Genomic DNA, 11,752 nt, shown 5'->3' on the forward strand with positions numbered 1-11,752 from the left:
TCAGCGCTCCCCGCGCAGCAGCTCCAGACCGGCGCTGGCGAACTGGCGCGTCGTCGCGGACGGCAGGAAGGCCCGGGTCAGTCCGGCGCCGATCCGCGGCAGGTCGGCCTCGTCGCGGAACAGCAGGTACATCGTCTCGTACCGCGGGTGGAACTTCTGCTTGAAGCGGTGGAGCGACTGGAAGCCGTAGACGGGCTCCAGCGCGTCCGACAGGCGCGTGCTCAGCGCCGACAGCCCCTGCGCCTCGGGCGGGTACTCGTGCGCGAGGGGGGCGCCGGACAGGGACATGATCTCGGCGCCCTCGTCGCGGAACGCCGCGGCGGAGCTGCCGATCAGGTACTCCATGACGGGGCCGAACCCGTGCTCCCGGCGACGCATCAGATCGAGCGTCCATCCCCGGATGCCGCTCTCGCCGTACACCGGCATCCACGACAGGAACCCGTGCACGTCCCCGCGCGGGTCCAGTGCGAGGGCGATGCGCACCTCGGGGTCGTCGGCCTCGGCGAGCGTGCCGAGCGTGAAGCGCATCTCCGGGAGCTGCTTCTCGCCGACCCACTGGTTCGAGATCGCCTGCAGCTGCGTGCGCACACCCCACGACTCGTCGCGGAGGCGCGTGAGGCGGAAGGTCATGTCCTCGCGACCGGCCCGGTTGAGCGTCGTGCGGACGGAGTTCCACCGCTTTCCGGTGTAGGCCAGGCCCGGGAGATCGACGATGGTGTCGTCGGCGACGACGAGCGAGCGCCACGTCGGGGGCACGGCCTCGAGCGTCGATGCGCCGGCGCTGAAGAAGCACGGTGCCAGGCCCGCCTGCTCGGCCGCCGCGATGAACTCCGCGACCGAAGAGGCGCGCCCCTCCTCCGGACCGAGCGGATCGGCCAGCGCGATGGCCGCGCCCGCCCGGATCTGATAGGTCACGATGCCGGTGCTGGTACGGAGGTAGCTGTTGCCCTCCCAGGTCGTCATCCACGAGAGCGTCCCGCCGCCGTGGGTGCGGATGAGGTCGGCGGCATCGCGGGCGGTCGGCTCCGCCCCTCGTGCCCCGAGCGCCGTGCGGGGAGCGCCGGCGAACGCGCCGCGCACGAGCACGAGGTAGACCAGCAGCACGAGGGCGATGAGTCCGCTCCCGATCTCGATGGCCGTCTCGCCGTCGATGGGCACGCCCAGGTCGAAGTGGACGTCGAGGGTGACGACGGCGGCGAGGAGCGTCGCCGAGAGGATGTTGAGCGACAGCAGCACGAGTGCGCAGATCCACGCCCAGCGACGCGCGCGGTGCAGGCCCTGCGCGATCACGAGGACGACGACGACGTCGATGACCGTCGTGATCCACGAGCTGGAGAGCGGATCGGTGCTGCCGAACGGGCCGTAGGTCGGGATGATCGTCAGGATCACCTCGATGCCCACGAACGACACCATGCCGATGAACGCGATGAGCCGCTGCTCCCGCAGCGTCGCACGGCGGGGCCGCAGCGTGCGGTCGAAGAGGAGGACGGCCACGACCGCGAGGAGGTGTGAGAGGTCCGCCACGGTTCCGAGCACGAGCACGCCGACGATCACGATGGCGATGAGCACGAGCCAGCCGCGCAGGCGCCAGGGCGACGCCAGGAGGCCCATGACCGCGGCGATGCAGGCGAACGTGCCGCCGCTGGCGCCGACGTCGAGCGTGGTCGCGGTCTCCTGCACCCACTCCCACCCGGAGAAGACGCTGAGCGCGGCCAAGAGCAGCGCCGTGGCGAGGACGGCGACGATCTGACCGATCCAGAAGTAGGCGAGGGCGACGCGCGTGCCGCGGGCGTATTCGAGGACGCCCATTCCGATGAAGCCGAGGATGGTCGGGACGAAGAGCCACGGCTCGGCGACGAAGAAGGTGCCCGTCAGCGGCGTCCACCAGCGACCGGCCTGCAGGGCGGGCAGCCCGTAGGCCCACACGTCCATGCCGGCGCTCTCGTCGAAGGGCTCCCAGAGGCCCTGCGACAGCACACCCACGATGAGGATCGCCACGACCGTGAGCAGGGTGGCGGGCAGATGACGCATGAGCCGGACGACGGCGTGCGTGCGCGCGGATGCCGCGGCGGCCGCCGGAGCGGGGGAGGCGGCGGGGGCTGTCTCCGTCATGCCTTCACCGTACCGGGAGCTGCCCCACGCCGCCGTGAACCCACGTCGACGCATCGCGCACCGGGGCGGTCGCCCTCAAAAGCGGGCCAGCAGCGCCGGGCCGAAGACCACGAGCGCCGCCACGGGCACCACGAGCACGCCCATCGCGGCCACGCCGATCGCGATCATGCTGCCGAGGATCGACAGTACGGCGGCGCCGACGGACGTCGCCGCCCCGCGGTCGGACAGCGCGATCCGCGTGTTCCGCGGCACGCGCGCGGTCCGCGACGACGACGTCGCGGGAGGGGAGGCCGGAGCGAGGACGAGGGTCGAGGTGGTCATGGTCTCGACGCTACGGACGGCGCGGGAGCCGCACATCGGACGGCGGATGCACCGGCATCCGCCGGGAGGATGATCTTCGCCGGCCGATCGGGGCACGGCGCCCGCACGAGCCGGCGACGCCCGTGTTGACATCCGTCGACGCATCGGGGATCCTCTGGTGCGGACCATTCGGCGGCGGGCGGCGAGCACCGTCGCACCGCCCGCGTCCCACACCGTCGCCCGACACGGAGGAACCATGTCCGCCACCGCTCCCGCCGTGCTCTTCGTCTGCGTGCACAACGCCGGTCGTTCACAGATGGCCGCCGGCTACCTCCGCGCCCTCGCCGGGGATCGCATCGACGTCTTCTCCGCCGGGAGCGAACCCGGCGACGCCGTCAACCCGGCAGCCGTCGCCGTCATGGCCGAGGAGGGGATCGACCTGTCGACCGCGACGCCGCAGATCCTCACGACGGATGCCGTGCGGCAGGCCGACGTCGTCATCACGATGGGTTGCGGCGACGCGTGCCCCATCTTCCCGGGCAAGCGCTACGAGGACTGGGAGCTCACCGACCCGGCCGGTCAGCCGGTCGAGGTGGTGCGCGGCATCCGCGACGACATCAGGGCGCGCGTCGAGGGGCTCATCGCCAGCCTGGTGTGACACCGCGGGCGTCAATGCGACGCCGTCTTTCGTCCTGTTGCGATTGGTTTCGACCTCGTTTCCGCTCGACGGCTCGCGGGGAGAGCCTGGGGAGATGCCGCATCTCATCGACGTCGACGGACTGAGCGCGGCGCTCGCCGACGCGAGACCCGTGAGGCTGCTCGACGTGCGCTGGCGACTGGACGTGCCGGAGGGCCGGCCCGCCTACCTCGCGGCTCACCTGCCGGATGCCGTGTACGTCGACCTCGAGCGCGATCTCGCCCGACGCGGCCACCCGGAGGAGGGACGCCTGCCGCTTCCGCACGCGGAGGACATCGAGCGCGCGGCCCGCCGGTGGGGGATCGACGACGGCGACCTCGTGGTCGCGTACGACGACAACGACTCCGTGGCGGCGGCGCGCGCGTGGTGGCTGCTGCGCAACCGGGGCATCGACATCCGCGTTCTCGACGGAGGGATCCGCGCCTGGGTCGCCCGGGGCCTGCCGGTCAGCGCGGGCGACCACGTGGCCGAGCCCGGCGGCGTCACCCTGACGGGGCGCGGCCCCCGCGTCGTCGGCATCGACGATGCGGCGCGCGCGCCCGTGGACGGCGTCCTGATCGATGTGCGGGCGCCGGCGCACTATCGCGGCACCGCGGCGGGGGCCGATCCGGCGGCGGGCCACATCCCCGGCGCCGTCAACCTGCCCACCACGACGTTCATCCGCGACGGCGGAGCGCTGCACGACGCCGCCGAGGTGCGGTCGATCCTGTGGGCGCATGGCATCGATCCGGACGGCGAGGTCGTGCTGTACTGCGGGACGGGCGTCGCCTCGGCCCACTCCGCGCTCGCGCTGGCGACGGCGGGCATCGACGCCGCCGTCTACGCCGGCTCGTGGAGCCAGTGGGCGCGTGATCGGCGCCGGCCCGTCGCCGTCGGACCGACGCCCGGAGACGCCTTCCGCGGCTGGTGACGGCGGCGATCACACCGTGGCGTCCGCCGCCGGCTCCCAGCCCAGGAGCGGGGCGAGCACGCCGGCGATGTCCTCGAGGATCTGGACGTAGTCCGCCTCGCGGAAGCTGAACGGCAGTGCGAAGGCCACCTCGTCGACCTCGGCGAAGGCCCGGCTCTGCGTCAGCGTCTGGGCGATCTCCTCCGAGGTGCCGACGATGTCGGCCGCGAACAGCATCCGCTTGGGGCCGTGCGGCACGCCCACGCGGTGCGCGCGCGACGCCGCGTACGCGCGGTACCGCTCGCGCTGATCCGCCGTCGCGGTGTCGGTGGGGATGACGACCAGACCCTGCGAGACGCGGGCGCGCTCGCCGTCGGGATGATGCTCGCGGAAGAGGCGGATCTGGGCGTGCTGCTCGCGGTCGAAGTCGGTGGTCTCCCGCGACTGGATCACGCTGCTGGTGAGCAGATGGAACCCGTTCTCGGCCGCCCACCGTGTGGACTCGGGACTGCCCGCGCCGTACCAGAGGCGCTGCGCGAGCGTCGCGGAGTGCGGTTCGATGCGCTCCGAGTACTCCTCGATGCCTTCCACGCCGGCGAAGGCGCTCACCGCGTCGCCGGCGAGGTACCGCCGCAGGCGCGCCAGCCTCTCGTAGCCGAACCGCTCGTGGGCGGCGGTGTCGGGGTAGAGCGCCTCGGCGATCTCATCGAAGCGGCGCGGCGGACCGACCGAGAATCCGGGCTCCAGCCGGCCGCCGGAGAGGACGTCGACGGTCGCCAGGTCCTCGGCCAGACGGAAGGGGTTCTCGAACCCGAGCGGGATGACGGCGGTGCCGAGGCGGATGCGGCGGGTGCGCTGCGACGCGGCCGCCAGGACGGCGACCGGCGACGAGATGCCGTACTGGAGGTGGCGATCGCGCAGCCAGGCGCTGTCGAAGCCGAGTCGCTCGGCCCGCTCGATGATCGCGAGGGTCGCCTCATGCCCGGGTCGAGGGTCGGCCCGGTCGAAGAGGCCGATGGTGAGGAAGCCGAGCGCACGAAGGGGACGGGTCACGCCTCCACGCTAGGCGCGCCGCCGCGTCGGATCGCCCGGCTCGTGTCACGCGGCGTCACGCGGCGCGGCGGTCAGAGGGGTGCGCGCACGGAGCTGAACCGCGTGCGTCGCCGCAGCGCGAAGCCGAGCCTCTCGTACGCGGCGATGGCACCCGTGTTCGACGCCGCGGCGTGCAGGAGGGCGCGGTCGCCGCGCTGCTGGATGTGGAACGCGACGTCGAGCACGAGACGGGACGCCAACCCCTGTCGGCGATGGTCGTCGTCGACGGCGACGGCGCTGATCTCCGTCCACCCCTGCGGGTGCAGGCGCTCGCCGGCCATCGCGACCAGGCGGTCGCCGCGGCGGATGCCGATGTAGCGACCGAGCTCGTGGGTGCGGGGGCGGAACGGACCGGGCTGATTGCGCTCCACGAGCGCGAGCATCTCGGGCACGTCGTCGGCGCCCAGGAGCACCGCCTCGTCGTCGGGGCGCGGCGACAGCGCCGCCGTCTCGACCAGCTGCACCCCGTCGCCGCCGCCGAGCAGCGCCCATCCGGGCGGGAGCTCGCCGTCGAAGCCGGACAGCCCGAACGCCTCACCCGGCGAGAGGATGCCGCGCAACGCGTCCCAGACGCCCGGCTCGTCCCACGATCGCACCGCCACGAACGGCGCGACGTCCTCCGGATACCGGCGGGCGAGGTCGTCGCCGATCGCGAACGTCGCATGGGGGCCGGCGAGGGAGGACCAGGCGGCGTTGTCCAGCGCGATCTCGCTGGCGGCCGTGGCGGGCGATGCGGTCATCCGTCCACTGTCGGCGTCCGCGACGCGACACGCAAACGCGTCCGACACGTCGGGCAACACGCGCGCGTCGGAGGGCCTCATGCGAACGTGTCGTCGAGCGCGGCGAGGAGGTCGGCCTCCAGGTCGCGGGCGTCCTCGAGCCCCACCGAGAAACGCAGATGACCGTAGCGGCGGAACGGTTCCGGGTACGCGAGGGTCCGTGGGCCGCCCGTGCCGATGTGGACGATGAGGGATTCGTCGTGCCCGAGGGAGACGGCCGAGGTGATGACGCGCAGGTGGGAGACGAACCGGTTCTGCACCTCGGGACCCCCGTCGACGGCGAACGCCATGACGGCGCCGAACCCGCGCCCGCCGAACTGACGTCGCGCGATCTCGTGCTGCGGGTGGCTCTCCAGCCCCGGATAGGCGACGAAGGCGATGCGCGGATCGGCGTCCAGCACGCGGGCGAGCCGCTGCGCCGTCTCCAGGTGACGGGGCAGACGCAGCGGCAGCGTCACCGACCCGCGCTGGATGAGCCACGCGTTGAAGGGCGAGATGACGCCGCCGACGTCGACCATCGCGTCCGCCTTGATCCGCTGGATGAGCTCCCGACGGCCGATGACCGCACCGCCCATCGCATCGCCGTGACCGTTGATGAACTTCGTCAGCGAGTGGACGACCAGATCGGCCCCGTCGGCGAGCGGCCGGTAGAGGGGCGGCGGCGTGAAGGTGGAGTCGACCGACAGCAACGCGCCCGCGGCGTGCGCGATGCGCGCGACGGCGGCGATGTCGGTCACCTTCGTCGTGGGGTTGCCGATCGTCTCGACGTGGATCAGCCGCGTCTCGGGGCGGATGGCGTTCTCCACGGCGGCGGGATCGGCGGCATCCACGAACGTCGCGTCGATGCCGTACTTCTCCGGGAGGAGCTGCGCGAACAGCCGCCAGCTGGCCTCGTAGGTGACGTCGGCGACGACGACATGGTCGCCGGTGCGCAGGAACGTGAAGAAGACCGCGTGCAGCGCCGCGACGCCGGATGCCAGGGCCACGGCATCCTCGCCCTCTTCCAGTGCCGCGAGCTTCTCCTGGAGCGCGAGCTGGTTGACGCCCGAGTTCCGGGTGTACAGCGGCACGTCGGTGCCCGACCAGTCGAGGGCGGACGGGTCCTCGGGCAGCGCGTAGGAGTTGGCCATCACCACCGGCGTCCGGATCGCGCCGGAAGCCGGGTCGACCCGGTTGCCGGCGTGCACCGCCCGCGTGTCGAGATGGGTCGTGGGGGCGTCGTGCCGATCGGGACGGGTCATGCCCCGAGCCTAGGCCGGTGACCGCACCCGTCTCACGACGAACCCACGGGGAAGATGACGCCGCGTGTCGAGGTGCGTCGTCCTGTGTCGTCGCCGGTTGAGAGATCGTGCGGGGCCGACGCACAGTGGCCGACATGACAGCCCCGGTTCATCTCGCCCTCGCCCTCGACCGGGCCGGGTGGCATCCCGCCGCCTGGCGCGACGCCTCCGCCGCCCCACACGACCTGCAGAGCCCGCACTACTGGCGGCGCCTCGTGGCGAGCGCCGACCGCGCGGGTCTCGTGCTCGCCACGATCGAAGACGCCCTCAGCTTCACCGACCGCTTCGAGGACGCGCAGCACCCGGCATCGGATCGGGTCCGCGGCCGCCTCGACGCCGTCCTCGTCGCGTCGTACGTCGCTCCGCTCACGCAGCGGATCGGGCTCGTGCCGACGGTCACGACCGCCCACCCCGAGCCGTTCCACGTCGCCACCGGCATCCAGACGCTGGATTTCGCGAGCCGTGGCCGCGCGGGCGTCCGCCTCGTCGCGGGCGCGTCGCCCGCCGAGCGCGCGAACTTCGGACGTCGTCCGGACGGGCCGGGACGGCTGCCGGCATCCGGACGGGTCGAAGACGCGCCCGAGCTGGTGGCCGCCTTCCGCGAGGCGGGCGAGTTCGCCGAGGTGCTGACACGACTGTGGGACTCGTGGGACGACGACGCCATCGTCCGCGACACGGCCGCGGGCCTCTTCCTCGACCCCGATCGTGTGCACCCCGCGCGGTTCGAGGGCGAGTTCTTCTCCGTCGAGGGGGCCTCGATCGTGCCGCGCTCGCCGCAGGGGCGTCCGCTGATCACGGTGCTCGCGCACCAGACGGTGCCGTTCCGACTGGCCGCCGAGCAGGCCGACGTCGTCTTCGTCACACCGCACGACGAGGCGTCGGCCACGGGGATCCTGGCCGAGCTCGATCAGGCCGTCGCCGCGCACCGACGCGGGCGGGAGCGCCTCCGGGTGTTCGCCGATCTGGTCGTGCTGATCGAGGAGACCCCGGCCGCGGCGCGCGCCGCCGCCGCGCGTCTGGACGATCTCGCCGGCTCCGCGTTCGCCTCCGATGCGCGCATCGTCATCGGCACCCCGCTCGAGGTCGTGGACGAGATCCGCGCGCTGGCGGCGACCGGGGTCGACGGCGTGCGCCTGCGACCCGCTCGTCAGCCGCGCGACGTCGTCGCCGTCGCGGAGCGCGTGGTCCCGTTGCTCGACGCGTTCGGCGGCCTCGTCCGCGACGACCGCGTCAGCCTGCGCGGCCGTCTCGGTCTGGCACGACCGACCACCACCCCCACCCGAGAGAAGGCCTTCGCATGAGCCGTCGTCAGATCCATCTCGCCGCCCACTTCCCGGGCGTCAACAACACGACGGTGTGGAACGACCCGCATTCGGGCAGCCAGATCGACTTCTCCTCCTTCGAGTACTTCGGTCGCACGGCCGAGAAGGGGCTGTTCGACTACGTCTTCCTCGCGGAGGGGCTGCGCCTGCGCGAGCATCGCGGTCGCATCCACGGACGCGACGTCGTCGGCCGGCCCAACACCCTGTCGGTGCTCGCGGCGCTCGCCGCCGTCACGGATCACGTCGGGCTCGTCGGCACGCTCAACACCACGTTCAACGAGCCGTACGAGCTGGCGCGGGAGCTCGCCACCCTCGACTGGCTCTCCGCCGGACGAGCCGGGTGGAACGCCGTGACGAGCTCGGATGCGTTCCACGGCGCGAACTTCCGCCGCGGCGGCTTCCTCGACCACGCCGATCGCTACACGCGCGCCGCCGAGTTCGCGGAGCTCGCGAAGAAGCTCTGGGACTCGTGGGCGGAGGGGGACGTCGTCGCGGATGCCGCCGCGGGGGAGTACCTGCGTGCGGGCGCACCCGCACGAGTGCGCCACAGCGGCGCCCAGTTCGACGTCGACGCGGTCTTCGACGTGCCGCGCTCCCCGCAGGGGCGGCCGGTGATCGTGCAGGCGGGCGACTCCGCCGACGGCCGCGACTTCGGGGCCGCCCACGCCGAGGTGATCTTCTCGCTGCACACCGAGTTCGACGACGCGCGGACCTTCTACGACGACGTCAAGGGCCGCCTGGCCGCCGGGGGCCGCGACGAGGAGTCGCTGAAGATCCTCCCCGCCGCCAGCTTCGTGATCGGCGACACCGCCGAGGAGGCCGAGGAGCGCTCGCGGGAGATCGCCCGCCAGCAGGTGCGCCCCGAGGTCGCCCTGACCTACGTCGAACAGGTGTGGGGGCGCGACCTCAGCGGCTACGACCCGGACGGTCCGCTCCCCGAGATCGATCCGGACACGGGCGCCGAGTCGGACCACGGGTGGGCGAACCGTCACGCCGCGGTGCGGCGGCGCATCGCCTCGCTGCGCGAACTCAGCGAGAGCGAGAACCTCAGCATCCGCGAGGTCGTCATCCGCCTCACCGCGCGGCACACCTTCGTCGGGACGCCGGCGCACATCGCCGCCGAGATCGACCGCTACGTGCAGGGGCGCGCGACCGACGGCTTCACGATCGTCGGTCACCTCACCCCGCACGGTCTCGACGAGTTCGCCGACCGGGTGGTGCCCCTGCTGCAGGAGCGCGGCTCCTACCGTCAGGCGTACGAGGACGGCGCGACCCTCCGCGACCTGCTGGGGCTTCCGGCCGTGCGTCCCCTCGACGCGAGCGTCGCCGTTCGATGACCTCGCGCCTGGTCATCGTCGGGGGCGGTCCCCGGGCGATCATGCTGCTGGAGCGGATCGTCGCGCGCTCCGACGCCGCCTCCGATCTGAGGATCGATCTCGTCGACCCCCATCCGCTCGGGGCGGGGCGCATCTGGCGGCGCGCGCAGTCGCCGCTGCTGAAGCTCAACTCGATGGCACAGGACGTCACGGTGTTCACCGACGAGACCTGTTCCATCGAGGGGCCGGTCGTCGCGGGGCCCTCGCTGATCGAGTGGGCGCAGTCCTGGCGGGAGGGTCTCCTCGCCGACGTCGAGATCGACGACGAGGTCGTGGCCGCCGAGGCCCGGGCCCTGACCGGCGACGCGTTCCCCACCCGGCGGCTGCAGAGCTTCTACCTGGAGTGGTTCGCGCGCCGGGTGGTCGCGGCGGCGCCCGAGGGCGTCGTCATCCGCACGCACGTCGACGAGGTGACCGAGGTGCGTGCCGTCGGCGCGGAGTGGGAGGTCGCCCTCGCCTCGGGCGGGACACTGCCCGCGGATGCCGTGGTCTACGCGATCGGCCACGTCGCCTCGGCCCCCGCCGCGGGCAGCCCGACCGCGGTCCTCGCGGACGCCGCGCGACGTGCGGGCCTGGACTACATCCCGCCGGCGTTCACCGCAGACCTCGACCTCGACGGGGTCCCCGCGGCCGCCGACGTCATCGTGCGGGGGCTCGGGCTCGCCGCGGTCGATCTCGTCGTCCTGCTGACGCAGGGGCGCGGGGGGCGGTTCGAGCGCGCGGCGGACGGTCTGCGCTACGTCCCCTCCGGCCGCGAGCCCCGACTGCATCTCGGCTCCCGACGGGGCGTCCCCTACCGGTCCAAGGTCTCGTCGCAGCTGCGGGGCGAGGCTCCCCGCCGCGAGGTGCTCACACCGACCGCGATCGCGGCCCTCGCGGCACCCGGCGACGACGGGCGCCTCCTCGACTTCGAGCGCGACGCCTGGCCGCTGATCGCCCGCGAGCTCCTCCACGGTCACTATCGCGAGCTGTTCACGGGGTACCCCGACCGGGTCGCGGGCACGTGGGAGCACGCGCGGGCGCTGCTGTCGACGCACGCCTGGGACGACCCCGCGCTGCACGCGGCGCTGGCCGCGCTCGTCACCGACCCGCTGGACCGGCTCGACATCGCCGCCCTCGATCGCCCTTTCGCGGGCGCGGTCTTCCGCGACGGCGACGACGCGCACGATGCGGTCGTCGCCCACATCCGCGGCGACCTCCACCTGCGCACCGCGCCCGAGCGCAGCCCCGCGCAGGGGCTCTTCTTCGCGATCCTGCTCTCCTTCCTGGCGCTCAGCGAGATCCCCGCGGAACGGTGGAACGCCCGCTCGCGCGCCGACCTGCTGCCCGTGCGCTGGCACACCTTCTTCAGCTACGTCGCGAGCGGCCCGCCCGCGCACCGTCTCGAGGAGCTGCTCGCGCTCGCCGACGCCGGCATCGTCCGCTTCCTCGGCCCCGACCTCGAGATCGCGATCGACGCGGGCGGCCCCTCCGGGGCGTCGTTCGCGGCATCCAGCCCGTCTCGGCCGGGTGCGACGCGGGCGCGGACCCTCGTCGACGCCTGGCTTCCGCCGAGCGACGCGGCCACCAGCGACAGCGCCGCTCTGCGCCAGCTGGCCACCGTGCACGGCACCGTCCTCCGGGTCGCCGACGGCGAGCGCACGCTCACCATCGGGCGCGTCGTCGTCGACGCGGACGGTCGGGTGCGTCGCGCCGACGGCGCGGTCTACGACGCCCTGTTCGCGATCGGCCCGTTCACCTCGCATCCCGAGGGCGGCGCGTTCACCCGCCCGCGCAGTGACGCGCTGTCGTTCCGGCAGACCGATCGTGTCGCCGGGGCGCTGCTCGCTCGCCTCGCCGGATCGCGCGGAGGCCCGCGGGAGGCCGCCGATGCGGGGATCCCGGAGCTGAGCCGCTCGTGAGGAG

At 73.2% G+C, this 11,752-nt stretch carries 10 protein-coding genes; 5 read left to right on the top strand and 5 right to left on the bottom strand.

What is annotated here, in order from left to right:
* Positions 1–2,112 carry a bifunctional lysylphosphatidylglycerol flippase/synthetase MprF gene (locus tag L0965_RS10535; protein ID WP_101306653.1) on the bottom strand — a complete coding sequence of 704 codons (2,112 nt, stop codon included), beginning with the start codon at positions 2,110–2,112 and terminating at the stop codon, positions 1–3.
* A 75-nt stretch (positions 2,113–2,187) separates the two neighbouring features.
* Entirely contained in the window at positions 2,188–2,433 is a 246-nt protein-coding gene (locus L0965_RS10540) for a hypothetical protein (RefSeq protein WP_101306652.1), read from the bottom strand.
* Positions 2,434–2,668: 235 nt separating this feature from the next.
* Here L0965_RS10540 and L0965_RS10545 point away from each other — a divergent pair, with 235 nt between their 5' ends.
* Together L0965_RS10545 and L0965_RS10550 are read left to right on the top strand one after the other, a co-directional pair.
* Positions 2,669–3,070, top strand: coding sequence for an arsenate reductase ArsC (locus tag L0965_RS10545; protein WP_060960872.1), 402 nt, complete (start codon positions 2,669–2,671; stop codon positions 3,068–3,070).
* Positions 3,071–3,164: 94 nt separating this feature from the next.
* Positions 3,165–4,019 carry a sulfurtransferase gene (locus tag L0965_RS10550; RefSeq protein WP_101306651.1) on the top strand — a complete coding sequence of 285 codons (855 nt, stop codon included), beginning with the start codon at positions 3,165–3,167 and terminating at the stop codon, positions 4,017–4,019.
* A gap of 9 nt (positions 4,020–4,028) precedes the next feature.
* Here L0965_RS10550 and L0965_RS10555 read toward each other — a convergent pair whose 3' ends face one another.
* The 3 genes from L0965_RS10555 to L0965_RS10565 form a co-directional block, all read right to left on the bottom strand.
* On the bottom strand, positions 4,029–5,051 hold the full coding sequence (locus L0965_RS10555; protein ID WP_060960870.1) for an LLM class flavin-dependent oxidoreductase: 1,023 nt from the start codon (positions 5,049–5,051) through the stop codon (positions 4,029–4,031).
* Positions 5,052–5,122: 71 nt separating this feature from the next.
* Positions 5,123–5,830 (bottom strand): GNAT family N-acetyltransferase, encoded by a 708-nt coding sequence (locus tag L0965_RS10560; protein WP_061782538.1) that lies wholly within the window; start codon positions 5,828–5,830, stop codon positions 5,123–5,125.
* 77 nt (positions 5,831–5,907) lie between these two features.
* A complete protein-coding gene (locus L0965_RS10565; protein ID WP_101306650.1) occupies positions 5,908–7,110 on the bottom strand; it encodes a PLP-dependent aspartate aminotransferase family protein in 1,203 nt (400 codons plus the stop codon).
* 134 nt (positions 7,111–7,244) lie between these two features.
* Between L0965_RS10565 and L0965_RS10570 the strand changes: the two genes are divergently transcribed.
* Genes L0965_RS10570 through L0965_RS10580 form a run of 3 tightly spaced genes read left to right on the top strand, consistent with a single transcriptional unit; the run spans position 7,245 to position 11,748 of the window.
* Complete coding sequence (locus L0965_RS10570; RefSeq protein ID WP_101307259.1) at positions 7,245–8,450, top strand: LLM class flavin-dependent oxidoreductase; 1,206 nt, start codon at positions 7,245–7,247, stop codon at positions 8,448–8,450.
* Complete coding sequence (locus L0965_RS10575; protein WP_101306649.1) at positions 8,447–9,808, top strand: NtaA/DmoA family FMN-dependent monooxygenase; 1,362 nt, start codon at positions 8,447–8,449, stop codon at positions 9,806–9,808. Before L0965_RS10570 ends, L0965_RS10575 begins: the two co-directional genes overlap by 4 nt.
* Complete coding sequence (locus tag L0965_RS10580) at positions 9,805–11,748, top strand: FAD/NAD(P)-binding domain-containing protein (RefSeq protein ID WP_101306648.1); 1,944 nt, start codon at positions 9,805–9,807, stop codon at positions 11,746–11,748. The genes L0965_RS10575 and L0965_RS10580 overlap by 4 nt, the downstream gene beginning before the upstream one ends.
* Positions 11,749–11,752: the final 4 nt, after the last annotated feature.

Source organism: Microbacterium sp. NFH-22A-Y, from assembly GCF_021401375.1.
Classification (GTDB): domain Bacteria; phylum Actinomycetota; class Actinomycetes; order Actinomycetales; family Microbacteriaceae; genus Microbacterium; species Microbacterium hominis.